15 protein-coding genes and 1 tRNA gene are annotated in these 16,627 nt (G+C 68.2%); 8 read left to right on the forward strand and 8 right to left on the reverse strand.

Features of this window, described 5'->3' with window-relative positions; genetic code table 11:
* The 5 genes from ACE3O8_RS08985 to ACE3O8_RS09005 all read right to left on the reverse strand — a co-directional run.
* The coding region (locus ACE3O8_RS08985; RefSeq protein ID WP_374388937.1) for an integrase arm-type DNA-binding domain-containing protein at positions 1 to 411 on the reverse strand (411 nt) is incomplete at its 3' end.
* A gap of 175 nt (positions 412 to 586) precedes the next feature.
* A tRNA-Glu gene (locus ACE3O8_RS08990) sits at positions 587 to 662 on the reverse strand.
* A 62-nt stretch (positions 663 to 724) separates the two neighbouring features.
* Complete coding sequence (recJ, locus tag ACE3O8_RS08995; RefSeq protein WP_374388939.1) at positions 725 to 2,503, reverse strand: single-stranded-DNA-specific exonuclease RecJ; 1,779 nt, start codon at positions 2,501 to 2,503, stop codon at positions 725 to 727.
* 44 nt (positions 2,504 to 2,547) lie between these two features.
* Positions 2,548 to 3,540: a class II fructose-bisphosphatase gene (glpX, locus tag ACE3O8_RS09000; protein ID WP_374388941.1), complete on the reverse strand. Its 993-nt coding sequence runs from the start codon at positions 3,538 to 3,540 to the stop codon at positions 2,548 to 2,550.
* Between the two features lie 31 nt (positions 3,541 to 3,571).
* Positions 3,572 to 4,870: a homoserine dehydrogenase gene (locus ACE3O8_RS09005; protein WP_374388943.1), complete on the reverse strand. Its 1,299-nt coding sequence runs from the start codon at positions 4,868 to 4,870 to the stop codon at positions 3,572 to 3,574.
* Positions 4,871 to 5,162: 292 nt separating this feature from the next.
* Between ACE3O8_RS09005 and ACE3O8_RS09010 the strand changes: the two genes are divergently transcribed.
* Positions 5,163 to 5,438, forward strand: coding sequence for an energy transducer TonB (locus ACE3O8_RS09010; protein WP_374388945.1), 276 nt, complete (start codon positions 5,163 to 5,165; stop codon positions 5,436 to 5,438).
* Between the two features lie 37 nt (positions 5,439 to 5,475).
* On the opposite strand, the gene ACE3O8_RS09015 is transcribed toward ACE3O8_RS09010, so the two are convergent.
* Both ACE3O8_RS09015 and ACE3O8_RS09020 read right to left on the reverse strand, forming a co-directional pair.
* Positions 5,476 to 6,684 carry an LL-diaminopimelate aminotransferase gene (locus ACE3O8_RS09015; RefSeq protein ID WP_374388965.1) on the reverse strand — a complete coding sequence of 403 codons (1,209 nt, stop codon included), beginning with the start codon at positions 6,682 to 6,684 and terminating at the stop codon, positions 5,476 to 5,478.
* A 139-nt stretch (positions 6,685 to 6,823) separates the two neighbouring features.
* Positions 6,824 to 7,015 (reverse strand): hypothetical protein, encoded by a 192-nt coding sequence (locus ACE3O8_RS09020; RefSeq protein ID WP_374388947.1) that lies wholly within the window; start codon positions 7,013 to 7,015, stop codon positions 6,824 to 6,826.
* A gap of 180 nt (positions 7,016 to 7,195) precedes the next feature.
* Between ACE3O8_RS09020 and ACE3O8_RS09025 the strand changes: the two genes are divergently transcribed.
* The 5 genes from ACE3O8_RS09025 to ACE3O8_RS09045 are packed head-to-tail and all read left to right on the forward strand — an operon-like array spanning position 7,196 to position 12,116.
* A complete protein-coding gene (locus ACE3O8_RS09025) occupies positions 7,196 to 9,016 on the forward strand; it encodes a PHA/PHB synthase family protein (protein WP_374388949.1) in 1,821 nt (606 codons plus the stop codon).
* Positions 9,017 to 9,063: 47 nt separating this feature from the next.
* Positions 9,064 to 9,858, forward strand: a complete 795-nt coding sequence (murI, locus tag ACE3O8_RS09030) for a glutamate racemase (RefSeq protein ID WP_374388951.1) — start codon at positions 9,064 to 9,066, stop codon at positions 9,856 to 9,858.
* Complete coding sequence (locus ACE3O8_RS09035; RefSeq protein ID WP_374388953.1) at positions 9,859 to 10,377, forward strand: PaaI family thioesterase; 519 nt, start codon at positions 9,859 to 9,861, stop codon at positions 10,375 to 10,377. It begins immediately after the preceding gene.
* Positions 10,374 to 11,399, forward strand: a complete 1,026-nt coding sequence (locus ACE3O8_RS09040; protein WP_374388955.1) for an enoyl-CoA hydratase/isomerase family protein — start codon at positions 10,374 to 10,376, stop codon at positions 11,397 to 11,399. Before ACE3O8_RS09035 ends, ACE3O8_RS09040 begins: the two co-directional genes overlap by 4 nt.
* Before the next feature lie 12 nt (positions 11,400 to 11,411).
* Entirely contained in the window at positions 11,412 to 12,116 is a 705-nt protein-coding gene (locus tag ACE3O8_RS09045; RefSeq protein ID WP_374388957.1) for a class I SAM-dependent methyltransferase, read from the forward strand.
* 32 nt (positions 12,117 to 12,148) lie between these two features.
* Here the strand turns inward: ACE3O8_RS09045 and ACE3O8_RS09050 are convergent, their stop codons facing one another.
* Positions 12,149 to 13,540 (reverse strand): serine hydrolase domain-containing protein, encoded by a 1,392-nt coding sequence (locus tag ACE3O8_RS09050; RefSeq protein WP_374388959.1) that lies wholly within the window; start codon positions 13,538 to 13,540, stop codon positions 12,149 to 12,151.
* A 236-nt stretch (positions 13,541 to 13,776) separates the two neighbouring features.
* On the opposite strand from ACE3O8_RS09050, the gene infA reads away from it, so the two are divergent.
* A complete protein-coding gene (gene infA / locus ACE3O8_RS09055; RefSeq protein WP_374388961.1) occupies positions 13,777 to 14,037 on the forward strand; it encodes a translation initiation factor IF-1 in 261 nt (86 codons plus the stop codon).
* A 372-nt stretch (positions 14,038 to 14,409) separates the two neighbouring features.
* Positions 14,410 to 16,569: a methylmalonyl-CoA mutase gene (gene scpA, locus ACE3O8_RS09060; protein ID WP_374388963.1), complete on the forward strand. Its 2,160-nt coding sequence runs from the start codon at positions 14,410 to 14,412 to the stop codon at positions 16,567 to 16,569.
* Positions 16,570 to 16,627: the final 58 nt, after the last annotated feature.

Consider the following 16,627-nt stretch of genomic DNA (forward strand, 5'->3'; position numbering starts at 1 on the left):
ATTACCAATCGATGGCTCAACCAGCGACAGGAACCAGCGCGCTTTCGACAGTGTCGCCTCACCCTTGCCCTCACGTTCCATCTTGTCGATGAACTCGCCAGCGACTGCGGTGAAGCTGTTATGGGCGCTGATCTCCCGTGCAATGGCTTCAAGCCGCCTGGCCGCACTCGGATCGATGCCTTCCGTCAACTGGCGGCGGGCGTCTTCAGCGCGGCGGCGGGCATCTTTCAGGCCTATCTCCGGGTAGCTACCAAGCGATAGCTTCTTCTCCCGCCCGGCAAACTGATACTTCAACTTCCAATTCTTTGTGCCCGACGGCAATACGAGAAGGAATAAACCCTTCTCATCGAACAGCTTGCGCTCTGAAGCAGCTGGTTTGGCGGACCGGATTCTGACGTCGCTAAGCGGCATATTGGGGCCTCCATCCCGGCAAAAATCGAAAGGCCGCAAATCGGCCCCAGAATCGGCCCCAGATTCGCATCGGATGGAGGTGGATTTCCATGGACGCCCCTAGCCTAGCCGAGGCATTTTATACCATGTTTTCAGTATCTTTAGAAGCGTCAACGGACTCTGCCGGACGCACCGCTGGTGACCCCTACGGGACTCGAACCCGTGTTTTCGCCGTGAAAGGGCGACGTCCTAGACCGCTAGACGAAGGGGCCGTACTTGCGGGAGGCGGCCGATTAGCGGCGGGCGGGGCCTGCGTCAAGCATGTTCGCGCCCATCAGGCCCGCGCCGCATCTTCCAGCTGCACCTGCGCGCGCGCCCGGCCCTGCCATTCATCCGCCGTCACCCGCCCCGCCAGGTGCAAAGGCTCCGATCCCGCCCCCATCAGCATTTGCCCCAGTTCGCCCTCCAGCGCGCGAAAGGCGATCCCCTCCACCCGGCCGCCGTCCGGTCCGGCCGCCACGAATCGCAGGTGCGTCTTCGGCTCCGTCCGCCCCACGGCATCGCATTTCAGCAGCCGCACCGGCCCCACGGCGACACGCGGCGCCGGCCAGGCCTGACCATAGGGGCCGCAGGCCTCCAGCGCATGGGCCAGATCCGGCGTCACCGCGCGGGGCGCCACGGCCAGGTCGATGGAAAGCGCCCGCTCGCTCCCGGCGGCCGCCACCGGCCCCGCCAGATGCTCCGCCAGCCAGCCCGAAAAGCGATCCAGCTGCGCGGCCTCCACCGTCACGCCGCAGGCCATGGCATGGCCGCCGCCTTCGCGGATCAGCCCATGCGCCTTCGCGGCCAGAATCGCGGCACCCAGATCCACGCCGGGGATCGACCGGCCCGATCCCTTGGCGACACCGTCCTCGCCCAGCGCCAGCACCAGCGCCGGGCGGTTCAATCGCTCCTTCACCCGCGCCGCCACGATCCCCACCACGCCGGGATGCCAGCCCTGCCCGGCCACCACGGCCACCGGGCTGTTCGCCTGCGTCTCCAGCGCCTGCGCCAGCGCTTCGGCCGTCACCGCGGCCTCGATCGCCCGGCGCTCCTGGTTCAGCCGGTCCAGCTCCAGCGCGATGGCGCCCGCCTCGTCGCGGTCCTCGCTGGCCAGCAGCCGCACGCCAAGATCCGCCTGCCCCACGCGTCCGCCCGCATTGATGCGCGGCCCCAGATGAAACCCCAGATCGTCTGCCCTGGGCGCCCGGTCCAGCTTCGCCACATCCGCCAGCGCCGTCAGCCCCACCGATTGCCGGCCGGCCATCCGCCGCAGCCCCAGCGCCACCAGCGCCCGGTTCAGCCCCAGCAACGGCACCACATCAGCCACCGTGCCCAGCGCCACAATGTCCAGCCACTCGGAAAGATTGGGTTCGGCCACCGCCGCGAATTGCCCGCGACGCCGCAGCTCGCGGTTCAGCGCCACGCCCACCAGAAAGGCAAGCCCGGCGGTGCACAGCCCGCCGTGCGCCGCGGCTTCCGCCACTTCGTCCAGCCGGTTCGGGTTCACGATCCCCAGGGCCGGCGGCAGCGCGGTGGAGGCCTTGTGATGATCCACCACCAGCAGGTCCAGCTTCGCCTCGCGCGCCGCCTCCAGCGGGCCAAAGGCCTGGGTGCCGCAATCCAGCAGCAGCACCAGCTGCGCGCCGGCCTCCTGCAACGCCAGCAGCGCCGCCGCTGATGGGCCATAGCCTTCCAGGATGCGGTCGGGGATATAGGGCGTCACATCCGCGCCCAGCGCCCGCAGATGCCGCCACAGGAAGGCGGCCGATGTCGCGCCGTCCACGTCATAGTCGGCGAACAGCACGATCTTCTCGCCCCGCTGAACCGCGTCGGCCAGCCGCCCCGCCACCACGTCCATGTCGCGAAAGATGGCGGGATCCGGCAGCCAGTCCCGCAACGTCGGCTTCAGCGTCCGCGCGATGTCGGCGGGCGCACAGCCCCGGCTCATCAGCAGCTGCGCGGCCAGTTCGTCCACACCCAGCCGGTCGGCCTCGCCCAGCGGCAGGGGCCGCGCACGCCACTGCCAGGCCCTGCCCGTCGCCGAACGCGAAACATTGAACACGCAATCCATGCCGTCACCAAGTCGGCGGCGCACCGCCGGGTGTCAAGCGCGGCTCAGGCCGGGTCGCCGCGCCGGTCGCCCTTCACCCGCCGCACGGTCCCGCTGCTGGCGCGCATCACGATGCTTTCGGTGGTGATCCGCCCCGACTTGTAGCGGCGCACCCCTTCCAGCAGGCTGCCGTCGGTCACGCCGGTCGCGGCAAAGATCACGTCGCCCTTCGCCAGGTCCTCCAGCTTGTAGATGCGGTCCAGGTCGGTGATGCCGATCTTGCGCGCGCGGGCCTTCTCGTCCTCGTTGCGGAAGATCAGCCTGCCTTCGAACTGCCCGCCCACGCAGCGCAGCGCGGCGGCCGCCAGCACGCCTTCCGGCGCCCCGCCGGATCCCATGTAGATGTCGATCGTCGTTTCCGGGTTGGTCACCGCGATCACGCCCGCCACGTCGCCGTCGGGGATCAGGTGGATGCCGCAGCCGATGGCGCGCAGCTCCCGGATCAGCGCCTCGTGGCGCGGCCGGTCCAGCACGCAGGCGATGATCTCGGATGGCGCCACGCCCTTCGCGGCCGCCAGCGTCTGCACATTCTCCGTCGCCGTCTTCTTCAGGCTCACCAGCCCGTCGGGATAGCCCGGCCCGATCGCCAGCTTTTCCATATAGACGTCGGGCGCATACAGCAGCCCGCCTTCCTCCGCGATCGCCAGCACGGCCAGCGCGTTCGGCCCGGCCTTCGCGGTGATGGTGGTGCCTTCCAGCGGGTCCAGCGCGATGTCGATCTTCGGCCCCGTGCCCTGCGCGGACCCAACCTTTTCCCCGATGAACAGCATCGGCGCCTCGTCGCGCTCGCCCTCGCCGATCACCACGGTGCCGTCGAAGGCCAGCCTGTTCAGCGCGTCGCGCATGGCTTCCACGGCGGCGGCGTCGGCCGCCTTCTCGTCGCCGCGCCCGATCAGCCGGCTGGCCGCGATCGCGGCATATTCGGTCACGCGAACCATTTCCAGAACGAGAACGCGATCAAGAACCTGGCTGGGCTTCAACTGGGAGCGGTCTGTCACGTGCGGTCTTTCCTGCTTGGATTTCGAAAGGTCAGCCGTCCGCATCCAGGATCGGCATGAACAGGGGCGCGCCGGTGCTGGCGGGCAGGGCGGCCATGGTGGCGATGGCATGGCGCACGGCCTGCTCGCCCACATGATGGGTCAGCATCACCACCAGGGCGGTGCCGTCCGGCGCGGGCGCCGGCTGGATCAGGCTCTCGATGGAAACGCCCGCATCGCGCAGCGCGGCGGTGATGTCGGCCAGCACGCCGGGCCGGTCCTCCACCGTCAGCCGGATATAGAAGCGCCCCTGCCGCGCGTCCGGCCCGGCGGGCTCCAGCCCGGCCAGCGCCATCGCCGGCATGGCAAAGGCGGGGCCATTCTCCCCGCGCGCCACGTCGATCAGGTCGGCGACAACGGCGGACGCCGTCGGCCCCTCGCCCGCGCCGCGCCCCATGAAGAACAGGCGGCCCACGAAATTGCCTTCGGCCGAAACCGCGTTCAGCGGCCCTTCCACCGCCGCCAGCGGATGCCCCATCGGCACCAGCGTCGGGTGAACCCGCTGCACCAGCCGGTCGCCCAGCACCTGCGCCAGCCCCGTCAGCCGCACCTTGAAGCCCAGCGCCCCCGCCTGCCGGATGTCGGCCAGCCGGATGTCGCGGATACCCTCCACCTCCACGGCGGGGAAATCCGGCCGCGTGCCGAACGCCAGGCTCGCCAGGATCGAAAGCTTGTGCGCCGCGTCGATGCCGTCGATGTCGAAGGTCGGGTCCGCCTCGGCATAGCCCAGCCGCTGCGCGTCCGTCAGCACGTCCGCGAACTCCAGCCCCTCTTTCTCCATACGGGTCAGGATATAGTTGCAAGTGCCGTTCAGGATGCCCGTCACGGCAGACAGCTCGTTGGCCGCCGCCCCCTCGCGCAGGCCCTTGATCACGGGAATGCCGCCCGCCACCGCCGCCTCGAACTTCATCGGCACGCTCGCCGCCTCGGCCAGCTCCGCCAGCAACAGGCCATGATGCGCCAGCATCGCCTTGTTCGCGGTCACGAACGGCTTGTGTCCCTGCAGGGTCGCCCGCGCCAGCGTCAGCGCCGGGCCATCGGCCCCGCCCACCAGCTCCACCACCACGTCCACATCGTCGCGCGCAGCAAGCGCTGTGGCGTCATCCTCCCAGCCAAACGCCGAGAGGTCGATGCCCCGCTCCCGATGCCGATCGCGCGCCGAGACCGCGCTGACGACGATGGGCCGGCCGGCGCGGCGGGTGATCAGCTCTGCATTGGTTTCGAGAAGCTTCACGACGCCGGCACCAACAGTGCCTAGGCCCGCAAGGCCGATGCGCAAGGGATTGGACATGGCGCTGCCTTAGCGGGGCAGGGCTGTGGGTGGAAGGGGGTGGTGTGGTTGACGGGGCTGGGGGTCACTTGCCCCTTGTGTGCCCCGCCCTTTCTGCCCACCTGTCCAGCCGCTATTGGTTGGCTACATCATTGCTGCAGGGGGCGAGCCAGTTGATTTCGAGCGACCCGACATGACTGGCTCTGCCGTCTTGGCCTTACTGCTGGCCGGGGCACCGGCGGCTGGCCAGCCCGCGCCGCCGCGCCCGGCTGTGCCCGATGTTCGGGTGCAGCCCATTCCGGAGAGTATGGTGATGTCGGACAGCGACTATCCCATGAAGGCGAAGCGGTTCGGACTGCAGGGGATCGTGCAGATGGCGATCACCGTCGGACCCGACGGCCGGATTTCGCGCTGCGCCATCTACCGCTCCTCCGGCACGCCGGAACTGGACGCGCGGAGTTGCGCGATCGCGGCTGAACGCTTCCGCTTCCGCCCGGCGCTCCGCAAGGGCGTGCCGGTGGAGGACCAGGCCATCCTGCCGATGGAGTGGCGGCTGGATGATCCGCCGACTGAGCCTTCGAGAGGCTGACTGGGGGTTAAGGGGCAGAGCCCCTTCGAGACTCCCCTCAGACGCTGGCCTGGCTCGGCGTGTTCACCCCCATCGACTGCAGGTACTTGCGCACGTTGCGCGCCGCCTGCCGCAGCCGCTGCTCGTTTTCCACCATGGCGATCCGCACGAAGCCCTCGCCTTCCTCGCCATAGCCCACGCCCGGCGCCACGGCGACGCCGGCATGGGTCAGCAGCTGCTTGGAAAATTCCAGCGAACCCAGATGCATCAGCGCCGGCGGCAGCGGCGCCCATGCGAACATGGAGGCGCGGGGCGAGGGGATTTCCCAGCCGGCGCGGGCGAAGCTTTCCACCAGCACGTCGCGCCGCTTGTGATACAGCTGTCGGTTCTGCTCCACGATATCCTGCGGCCCGTTCAGCGCGGCGCAGGCGGCGGCCTGCACGGGCGTGAAGGCGCCATAGTCCAGGTAGGATTTCACCCGCGTCATCGCCGCGATCAGCTTGCGGTTGCCCACCGCAAAGCCCACCCGCCAGCCGGCCATGGAATAGGTCTTGGAAAGCGAGGTGAACTCGATCGCCACCTCCTTCGCGCCCGGCACTTCCAGGATGGATCGCGTGGGCTTGCCGTCGAAATACAGCTCGGAATAGGCAAGGTCGGAAAGGATCCACACCTTGTTCTCCCGCGCCCAGGCGACAAGCCGCTCATAGAAGGGCAGCTCGACAGTCTCGGCGGTGGGGTTCGAAGGATAGTTCACCACCAGCACGGATGGCCGCGGCACGGTGAACTTCATCGCCCGCTCCAGGCTCTCGAAATAGCGTTCGTCGGGCGTGGTCGGCACGGCGCGGATGGTCGCGCCCGCGATGATGAAGCCGAAGGTGTGGATGGGATAGCTGGGGTTCGGCGCCAGCACCACGTCGCCGGGCGCGGTGATCGCGGTGGCCAGGCTCGCAAGCCCTTCCTTCGATCCCATCGTCACCACGACTTCGGTTTCCGGGTCCACCTCCACGCCAAAGCGGCGGGCGTAGTAATTGGCCTGCGCGCGCCGCAGGCCGGGGATGCCCTTGGATGCGGAATAGCCGTGCGCGTCGGGCTTCATCGCCACTTCGCACAGCTTCTCGATCACATGGGGCGGCGGCGGCAGGTCGGGATTGCCCATGCCAAGGTCGATGATGTCCTCGCCCCGGGCCCGTGCGGCCGCGCGCATCCCGTTCACTTCCGCGATCACATAGGGCGGCAGGCGGCGGATGCGGTAGAAATCTTCGTCCATCTTCATGTCCATCTGGCAGGGGGGCCTCGGTGCCATGGCCCCAAAAAGGAAAAAAGGCGAGCCCGGTTTCCCCGGGGCCCGCCTTCATCCATCCACATGGACATGGCAACCCGGGGCGAGCCGCCCCGGGCAGGGCAGCTCAGCCGGCCTTGGCTGCGGCGGCCTTCTCGCGCTTGATGTCGGACTTCTGGATGCAGCGATCCTTCACCTTGGCGCTGCAATAGGGAAGGCCCGAAGCTTCGTTGGTCGGAGGCGGCGTCTGCGCCGACGCAGCCACGGCGAACCCGAGGGCGGCTGCCGCAACGGCACCCATGGCGATCATCTTGTGCATGCTACATGCTCCCATCATGCGCCGGTCCCCCTGGAACGGCTTCAATCATTTAGCGCAGATCGGCACGGGTCGCCAAGATGAATCCGGGCGGGATGAAACCGGGCCGGGCTGAACGGCTTCTGGGCGCTTGCGCCCACCGCCCCGCCGCTGCAGATTGCCCCAGCGGGAGAAACGGGTGCCATGAAACAGAAGGGCGAAGGCGCGGCAGACGGCGCCGGCAGCGGGGCGGACGCCGTCGAGCGGTTCGAGCGGATGACGGAAGTCGCCGGCAAGGCCCAGCAGATGATGCTGGAATTCTGGACGGGCGGCGCAGGCGCCGCATCGCCCGCATCGCCGGCGGCAGACCCGCAGGCGATGACCCGCCTGATGGAGCAGTGGGGCGATCTCGCCCGCGCCTGGGCCTCGGCGGATCCCGCGAAGCTCGCGAAGGTCGGCAGCGACTATTGGGCCGATGCCATGAAGCTCTGGGCCGGCCTGCTGACGCCGGGCGCCGAATCAACCCCGGCCGCCGCCCAGAAGGCAGACCGCCGCTTCCAGGCCGATGCCTGGGGCTCCGCGCCGGTGTTCGATCTCGTCCGGAAAAGCTATCTCCTCTTCAGCCACTATGCCGCCGAAGGGCTCGGCGCGTTCGACGGCCTGCCAGAGGCGGACCGCCGCCAGCTCGCCTTCCAGGCCCGCCAGTTCGTCGATGCGATGAGCCCGGCGAACTTCGCCGCCCTCAATCCCGAGGTGCTGGCCGAAGCACAGGCGACGGATGGCGAAAGCCTGCTCGAAGGCCTCGGCCATTTGCTGGGCGACCTGAAGCGCGGCAAGCTCACCATGACGGACGAAGCCGCCTTCGAAGTGGGCCGCAACGTCGCCGCGACGCCGGGCCAGGTGGTCTGGGAAGGCCGACTGTTCCAGCTGATCCACTATGCGCCCACCACCGAAAAGGTGCATGAAATCCCGCTGCTGATCCTCCCGCCCTGGATCAACAAATTCTACATCCTCGATCTCACCGCCGAAAAAAGCTTCATCCGCTGGGCCGTCGAACAGGGCCTCTCGGTCTATGTCGTCTCCTGGGCGCAGGGCTCCGAAGCGCTGGGGGACATCGGCATCGAGGATTATGTGACCGAAGGAGAGCTTCAGGCGATCGATCTCGTGCTGAAGGCGTCCGGCGCGCCCGCCACCCATGTCATCGGCTATTGCGTCGCGGGCACGGTTCTCGCCGCCACGCTCGCCTACATGGCCGCCACCGGGCAGGCGGAAAAGGTGCGCTCGGCCACCTTCTTCACCGCGCAGGTGGAGTTCAGCGACGCCGGCGACCTGCTGAACTTCGTCACGCCGCCCATGCTGGAAACGGTGGAGCAGCTGGCGGAAGGGCAGGGCTATCTCGATGGCCGCTGGCTCGCCACCACCTTCAACCTGCTGCGCCCCACCGATCTGATGTGGAACTATGTCGTCAACAATTATCTGAAGGGAAAGGAATACACCCCCTTCGACCTGCTCTACTGGAACTCCGATCCCACCAATGTCCCCGGCCGTTTCATGCGCGAATATCTGGCCGGCCTCTACCGCGACAACAGGCTGATCCAGCCCGGCGGTATCGTCGTGAAGGGCGTGCCCATCGATCTCAGGACGGTGCAGACTCCGGCCTATATCCAGGCCGGGCGCGACGATCACATCGCGCCGCTCAAAAGCTGCTTCAAGCTGACGAAGGCCTTTTCGGGGGAGCATCGCTTCATGCTCGCGGGGTCAGGCCATATCGCCGGCGTGGTGAACCCGCCCGCCGCGATGAAATACCAGCACTGGATTCTGCCCGAAGGCGTCGAAACCCCCGCCACGGCAGAGGCGTTCCAGCAGGCCGCGACAGAAGTGAAGGGCAGCTGGTGGCCCGACTGGATCGGCTGGATCGCCCCGCGCTCCGGCAAGCAGGTGAAGGCCCGCGTGCCGGGCAAGGCAAAGGGCTTCCCGGCCATCGAGCCCGCGCCGGGCCGCTATGTGAAGCAGCGCATCGCCTGACGGCGTCCCCGCTGGCCCGCGCGGCAAATCCGGCCTAGGGACCGCGCATGTCCGCCGGCCCCATCCTGTTTCTCGATTCCGGCGTCGGCGGCCTCTCTGTCCTCGCCGCCGTCACCGCCAGGCTGCCCGATGCGCCGATCGTCTATTGCGCCGATTCGGCAGGCTACCCCTACGGCACCAAGGGCGAGGCAGAGGTGTCCGCCCGCGTCGCGGGCCTGCTCGGGCGGCTGGCCGAACGAATCCGCCCGTCGCTCATCGTCATCGCCTGCAACACCGCTTCCACCATCGCGCTCGGCTATGTCCGCCCCGTCCTCGACGTGCCGGTGGTCGGCACTGTCCCCGCCATCAAGCCCGCCGCCGAACGCAGCGAAACCCGCGTCATCGGCGTTCTCGGCACCGATGCGACGGTGCGCCAGCCCTATGTGGCGGATCTTGCGTCCCGCTTCGCGCCGGACTGCACCGTGCTGAAGCACGGCTCCGCAGCCCTCGTCGCCGCGGCAGAAGCGAAGCTGCGCGGAGAGGCGGTGGACCCGGCCGTCTATCGCGCCGCCCTCGATGGCCTCCTCGCCCAGCCCGGCGGAGACAGGATGGACATCGTCGTCCTCGCCTGCACCCATTTCCCGCTGGTCGAAGCCGAACTGGCCGCCGCCGCGCCCCACCCCTTGCGCTTCGTCCATGGCGCAGACGGCATCGCCCGCCGCTGCGCCCATCTGCTGCGGGGCGTCGTCTGGGATCGCCCCCGGCCGCCCGGCCGCGCCATCTTCACCGGCGGAACAGAAGGGCTTGCGCCGCTCGTCCCCGCATTGCACGGCTTCGGCCTCACCAGCATCGAAGGGCTCTAGATGGACGACGCCGAACTGCTTGAACGGATGCGCTCGAAGAAGGCGCCGACAACCGCGCTCCTCGGCCTCGAACTCGAAGCCATCAACCAGGAGGCCGGCACCACCCGCTTCCGCATGGTTGCGAAGCCGGAATTCTGCAATCCGATGGGCAATCTGCAAGGCGGCATCATCACGACCGCGCTGGACGATGCCGCCGCCACCGCCGTCATCGCCAAAAGCCGCCGCCGCGTCGGCGTCCCCACCATCGAATTCAAGATCAGCTTCTTCGGCCCGGCCCGCGTGGGCGAAAGCTTCTTCTTCGAAGGCCGCGTCCTGAAGCTCGGCCGCACCATCAGCTTCGCCGAAGCCGACATGCTGGATGGAAAGGGAAAGCTGCTGGCGCGGCTGACCACAAGCTGCATGGTGATTGACGTGGAAGGCCCCGGCCTGTTCGCAGGCGAAAACGGACCGAGCCTGCTCGCAGGCGAAAACGGACCGGGCCTGCTCGCAGGCCAAAACGGAAAGGTGAAGCCCGAATGACCGACGAAATCCTCTTCGCGCGGCAGGGCCGCATCGGCCTCGTCACGCTGAACCGCCCGCAGGCGCTGAACGCGCTCACCCGCACGATGTGCGTCGCCCTCCACCGCCAGCTCATGGCCTGGGCGATCGACGACGATGTGCAGGCCGTGGTCGTCGAAGGCGCGGGCGAAAAGGCCTTCTGCGCCGGCGGGGATGTCGTCGCCATGCACCGCGACGGCAAGGCGGGCTCTCCCGATTACGAGGGCTTCTTCCACGACGAATACCGCATGAATCAGGCCATCGCCCATTATCCCAAGCCCTATGTGGCGCTGGTGGATGGCATCAGCATGGGCGGCGGCGTCGGCATCTCCGTCCACGCCCCCTATCGCGTGGCGACGGAACGCACCCTGTTCGCCATGCCCGAAACCGGCATCGGCCTGATCCCGGATGTCGGCGGCACCCATGCGCTGCCCCGCTTCCCCGGCGAATTCGGCACATGGGCCGGCCTCACCGGCGCGCGGGTGAAGGGCGGCGACTGCGTCGCCATCGGCTACTGCACCCATTTCGTCCCGTCCGCCGAAATCCCCGCGCTCCGTGAACGGCTCGCCAACAGCCATGAAAGCGTGGCCGAGGTGCTCGCCACGTTCGACAGCGATCCCGGCCCGCTCACCCTTCCGGCCCTGCGCGACGGCATCGATTACCTGTTCAGCCACAACCAGGTGGAAGATATCCTCTCCCTGCTGGACGATGGCGACGACTGGGCGCAGGAACAGGCCGCCACCATCCGCCGGATGAGCCCGACTTCGCTGAAGCTCACCCTCCACGGCCTGCGCGCTGGCGAAGGGGCCAGCATCGAACAATGCCTGAAGCTGGAATATCGCATGGTCAGCGCGATCAAGCAGGGCCATGATTTCTACGAAGGCGTCCGCGCCCAGCTGATCGAAAAGGACCGCGCCCCGAAATGGAGCCCGGCCCGGCTGGAGGATGTGGATATCACCCCCTATCTGCAGGAACCCGCCTGGGGCGATCTGGATTTCGTCTGAGGACGGCACCGGATGAGCGACGGGTGGGATGCCTCGGCCGAGGCCTGGATCCGAGTGATCGGCACCGACGGAGACTGGGGACGCCGGCATGTGCTGGATGCGCCGATGCTGGCGCGGGCCTGTGCGGGCGGCGCCGGGCGGGCGATCGACATCGGCTGCGGCGAGGGGCGCTTCTGCCGGATGCTGCAGGCGAGGGGCTTCGAAACCGTCGGAGCAGACCCGACGGCCGCGCTGATCGCGCAGGCGCAGGCGCTGGACAGGCACGGCGACTACCGGGTGGAAGGGGGCGAGGCGCTTTCGGCCGAAGGCGGTTCCTTCGATCTCGCCATCTTCTACCTGTCGCTGATCGACATCGGGGATTTCCGCGCCGCCATCGCCGAGGCGGCACGCGTGCTGAAGCCCGGCGGCCGGCTGCTGATCGCCAACCTCCAGGGCTTCAACACGGCGGCGGTTCCGCTCGGCTGGACACACGAGCCAGATGGAAGCCGCCGCTTCTGCATCGATCACTACCTGACCGAGCGGCAGGTCTGGACCGCATGGCAGGGCATCGGCATCCGGAACTACCATCGGCCCTTCGGGCTTTACATGCAGGCGCTGCTCTCGGCGGGCCTCCGGCTGGTGCATTTCGACGAGCCCGCGCCGGATTGCGACGGCGACAAGGCAGACCGCTACCGGCGCGCGCCGAACTTCCTGGTGATGGAGTGGGCCAAGGCCTGATCCGCAGGGGTTTCGGCCCGGATGTGCCGTCCTCAGTCCTCCTTGCGGTTCTCCGCAGGCGCCGTCACGCCCAGCGCCTTGAACACCCGCGTCAGGAAGCGTTCCTGGTCCCAGGCGCTCCGGTCCGGCTGAAAGCCCAGCCGCACGATCACCGTGCGCGTTTCCGGCACGATCGTTACATATTGCCCGCCGAACCCGGCCAGCTCCATCGTGCGCGCCTTCTGCCCCGGCACCCCGCCCCGGAACCAGGTCTGGGTGGAATAGCGCCCGGCCGACAGCGCCGTGGGCGTGGACATGCGCGCCACCCAGTCGGCCGGCACCACCTGCCGGCCCTCATACTGCCCGCCGTCGGCCAGCATCAGGCCGAACCGGGCCCAGTCCAGCGCGCCCATGAAGATGAAGGTCGATCCGATGAAGTCGCCCCCGGCATCCTGCTCGAACAGGGCAGACCGCAGGTTCATCGGCCCGAACAGCGCGGCCCGGGGAAAGCCGTTCCACGCCTCGGCCGGCAGCCCGGACTTCAGCCGCGCCACCCGCATCAGGATGTTGGTGTCGCCGCTCGAATAATACCAGCGCGTGCCGGGCGCCTCCCGCTTCGGCTTGGCGGCGGCAAACAGCGAAGCCGAATTCTCGGCATAGAGCATCCGCGCCGGGTCGCCGCCCGCGCCATAATCCTCGTTGAAGTCCAGCCCCGATTCCATGTTCAGCAGATGATCGATGCGGATTGACCTGCGCGGGTCGTCCGGTGTTTCGCGCCATTCCGGCAGCAGGTCGGCGTCCGCCGGGCTCAGCCTGCCTTCGGCCGCCAATATCCCCACCAGCGCGGCTGAAACCGTCTTCGCCATGGAGGCTGAATATTGCGGCGTCAGCCCGGTAAAGCCCCGCCCGCTCACCGATCGCACCAGCCGGCCCTGGTGCACGATGATGACAGAGCGCGTCACCGGGTCCACGGCCGGGTTGCCATAGCTGCCCGGCCTGAAGGCATCCGCAATGGCAAGGTCCAGCGCCGCCGCGTCAACGATCGCCGGCTGGTCGGCCGACAGGGAATCGCCCGCCGGCCAGGGGCGCGGATCGGGCGTCAGCTTCACCGGCCGCCCGGCGCCCTCGCCGGGCCGCGCCACCGCACAGCCAAGTCCGGGCGTATGGCCTGCCGTCATGAAGGCCAGCCCCGCCGGGCCGGCCGTCACCTCGCCCTTCTCCCGGTCGATCCTGGTCTTGAACCAGCCCAGCCGCTCGTCCAGCGTCGGCCCCAGCTCATAGGGGCGCACATCCTCTTCGCCGCGCCCCTGCACGAACACCGCCGTGCACAGGGTGCGCGCCACCAGCCCGGCGGCCACGGGGGCGGCGTCCACCGTCTCCTCGACCTGCCCGCAGGCAGACAGCGAAACCAGGGCAAGGGCGGCGGTCAGGATCGGCGTGCGCATGCCCTGACCTAGCCTTGGGCGCGGCCCGTTTCCAGCCATAGCCCTTGCATCCGGCGCAATTCCCCCCATATGGGACGCCATCGACGTCGCTGGGACGAAGCCGACGGCCCGCCTTGCCCTTTCCGAAGGGCGCATGGCGCGGCATTGCAGACTTCCTTTCATCGCTAATCGCACCGGGGCATGGCCGGGGGCATTCCGCCCCGTGGCGGCTGTCCGGCATTCGAAAGGGGCAGGCCATGGCCAAGGAAGAACTTCTGACACTCGATGGAGAGATCGAGGAAGTCCTGCCCGATGGCCGCTTCGCGGTCCGGCTGGAAAATGACCACCGGATCATCGCCTACACGGCGGGCAAGATGCGGAAGTTCCGCATCCGCTCCATCGTGGGCGACAAGGTGATCGTCGAGATGACCCCCTATGATCTGGAAAAAGGCCGGATCATCTACCGGGAAAAGACCGTCGGCGGCGGCGGCCCCAGGCGGGGCAATTTCCGCCGCTGACCAACAGCAACAAACGAAACAGGCGCACGCAAGCGCCGTTGAAGGACATATGCAGATTGAAATGACCCGCCCGGCCGTTGCCGGGCCGCGCGCCAAGGCCCCGCAGGCCGCGCCGCGCACCCCCCGCCCGCTCCTCAGCCGCCGCGATCTGCGCCGGCTGGTTGCGCAGATGGTGGATTGAACCACCACCCAATCAGGGGCCGGGGCAATTCCCGGCCCTTTCCACATGCCGCGGCCCCCTCCGGCGGGGGGGGGGCCGGGGCCGCCCGCGGCGGGCGGGGCCCCGGCAGTTTCCACATCCCCCCGCCCCAGCCGGCGATGGACTGGCCGGCCCCCCCCGCGTCCTGGCCTCCCCCGACAGGAGATTGTGCAATGGCGAACACCCCCACTCCCGGCGATTGGGAAAAGCTGGCCTCCAGGGAGGTGAAGGGCAAGGACCTCAGCTGGCACACGCCCGAAGGCATCGTGGTGAAGCCGCTCTACACCGCGGCAGACGTCACCACCGATCCCGGCCTGCCCGGCTTTGCCCCCTTCACCCGCGGTGTCCGCGCCAGCATGTATGCCGGCCGCCCCTGGACGATCCGCCAATATGCCGGCTTCTCCACGGCCGAGGAATCGAACGCCTTCTATCGCCGCAACCTCGCCGCCGGGCAGAAGGGCCTGTCGGTCGCCTTCGATCTGGCGACGCACCGGGGGTACGACAGCGATCACCCCCGCGTGGTGGGCGATGTCGGCAAGGCCGGCGTCGCGATCGACAGCGTGGAGGACATGAAGATCCTGTTCGACGGCATCCCGCTCGACCGGATGTCCGTCTCGATGACGATGAACGGCGCCGTCATCCCCATCCTCGCCTTCTTCATCGTCGCCGGAGAGGAGCAGGGCGTGGACCGCAAGCTTCTGGATGGCACCATCCAGAACGACATCCTGAAGGAGTTCATGGTCCGCAACACCTACATCTACCCGCCGGAGCCTTCGATGCGGATCATCTCCGACATCTTCGGCTACACCAGCCGCGAGATGCCGAAGTTCAACTCCATCTCCATTTCCGGCTACCATATGCAGGAAGCCGGCGCGACGCAGGTGCAGGAGCTGGCCTTCACCATTGCCGATGGCGCCGAATATGTGCGCTACGGCGTCGCCTCCGGGCTCGATATCGACCAGTTCGCCGGCCGCCTCTCCTTCTTCTTCGCCATCGGCATGAACTTCTTCATGGAAGTGGCGAAACTCCGCGCCGCCCGCGTGCTGTGGCACCGCGTGATGACGAACCTCGGCGCGCAGGACGAACGCTCGAAGATGCTGCGCACCCACTGCCAGACGTCGGGCGTCTCGCTGACGGAACAGGATCCCTACAACAACGTCATCCGCACCACGGTGGAGGCGATGGCCGCCATGCTGGGCGGCACCCAGTCGCTCCACACCAACGCGCTCGATGAAGCGATCGCGCTGCCCACCGATTTCTCCGCCCGCATCGCCCGCAACACCCAGATCATCCTGCAGGAAGAAACGGGCATGACGAAGGTCGTCGATCCGCTCGGCGGCAGCTATTACATCGAAGCCCTCACGCAAGAACTGGCGGACAAGGCGTGGGAGATCATCGAGCGCGTCGAAGCCGAAGGCGGCATGGCGAAGGCCGTGGCGGCAGGCTGGCCCAAGGCCATGATCGAGGAAGCCGCCGCCGCAAGGCAGGCCCGCGTGGACCGGGGCGACGACGTCATCGTCGGCGTCAACAAATACCGCCTCCCCAGCGAAGATCTTCTTGAAACGCTGGAGGTGGACAACACGAAGGTCCGCGAAGCGCAGATCGCCCGCATCAACAAGGTGAAGGCCGGCCGCGACCAGGCCGCGTGCGACGCCGCGCTCGAAGCCCTGCGCAACGGCGCAGCCGCCCCCGCCTCGCTTGAAAACAACCTGCTGGCGCTCGCCGTAGAGGCCGCCCGCGCCCGCGCCACGCTGGGCGAGATCTCGTCCGCCATGGAAGACAGCTTCGCCCGCTACGCCACCGTTCCCACCCCGGTGAAGGGCGTCTATGCCGCCCCCTATGAAGGCGACAGCCGCTGGGCGCAGGTGGTCGAAGGCGTGAAGGCCGTCGAACGCCGCCTGGGGCGCAAGCCGAAACTCCTCGTCGCCAAGATGGGGCAGGACGGCCATGACCGCGGCGCCAACGTCATCGCGTCGGCCTTTGGCGACATGGGCTTCGACATCGTCTCCGGCCCCCTCTTCCAGACGCCCGACGAAACCGTGGTCCTCGCCCTCGAATCGGGCGCAGACGTCGTCGGCGCCTCGTCACTCGCCGCCGGCCACAAGACACTCATCCCCGAACTGATCCGAGGCCTGAAAGCCGCCGGCCGCCCCGACATCAAGGTGATCGCAGGCGGGGTCATCCCGCCGCAGGATTATGATTTCCTCCGCGACGCCGGCGTCCAGGGCATCTACGGCCCCGGCTCCAACGTGGTCGAATGCGCCGCAGACGTCCTGCGCCTGCTGGGCCACAACATGCCCCCCGCAGGCCTGGAATCAGAAGCCGCAGAATAGCAAAATGCCCCTCCCCTTCAGGGGAGGTGTTGGGGGTGGGGACGCACCAAAAGCCCCT

Source organism: Sandaracinobacter sp. (assembly GCF_041909755.1).
Lineage (GTDB): Bacteria > Pseudomonadota > Alphaproteobacteria > Sphingomonadales > Sphingomonadaceae > Sandaracinobacteroides.

Bases quoted from the DNA above. Each gene is read 5' to 3' on its own strand.
- murI (WP_374388951.1), top strand. From the start codon at position 9,064: ATGTCCGCCGGCCCCATCCTGTTTCTCGATTCCGGCGTCGGCGGCCTC.
- ACE3O8_RS09025 (WP_374388949.1), top strand. From the start codon at position 7,196: ATGAAACAGAAGGGCGAAGGCGCGGCAGACGGCGCCGGCAGCGGGGCG.
- ACE3O8_RS09020 (WP_374388947.1), bottom strand. From the start codon at position 7,015: ATGCACAAGATGATCGCCATGGGTGCCGTTGCGGCAGCCGCCCTCGGG.
- scpA (WP_374388963.1), top strand. From the start codon at position 14,410: ATGGCGAACACCCCCACTCCCGGCGATTGGGAAAAGCTGGCCTCCAGG.
- recJ (WP_374388939.1), bottom strand. From the start codon at position 2,503: ATGGATTGCGTGTTCAATGTTTCGCGTTCGGCGACGGGCAGGGCCTGG.
- ACE3O8_RS09005 (WP_374388943.1), bottom strand. From the start codon at position 4,870: ATGTCCAATCCCTTGCGCATCGGCCTTGCGGGCCTAGGCACTGTTGGT.
- ACE3O8_RS09050 (WP_374388959.1), bottom strand. From the start codon at position 13,540: ATGCGCACGCCGATCCTGACCGCCGCCCTTGCCCTGGTTTCGCTGTCT.
- ACE3O8_RS09010 (WP_374388945.1), top strand. From the start codon at position 5,163: ATGTCGGACAGCGACTATCCCATGAAGGCGAAGCGGTTCGGACTGCAG.
- ACE3O8_RS09045 (WP_374388957.1), top strand. From the start codon at position 11,412: ATGAGCGACGGGTGGGATGCCTCGGCCGAGGCCTGGATCCGAGTGATC.
- infA (WP_374388961.1), top strand. From the start codon at position 13,777: ATGGCCAAGGAAGAACTTCTGACACTCGATGGAGAGATCGAGGAAGTC.
- ACE3O8_RS09035 (WP_374388953.1), top strand. From the start codon at position 9,859: ATGGACGACGCCGAACTGCTTGAACGGATGCGCTCGAAGAAGGCGCCG.
- ACE3O8_RS09015 (WP_374388965.1), bottom strand. From the start codon at position 6,684: ATGGACGAAGATTTCTACCGCATCCGCCGCCTGCCGCCCTATGTGATC.
- ACE3O8_RS09040 (WP_374388955.1), top strand. From the start codon at position 10,374: ATGACCGACGAAATCCTCTTCGCGCGGCAGGGCCGCATCGGCCTCGTC.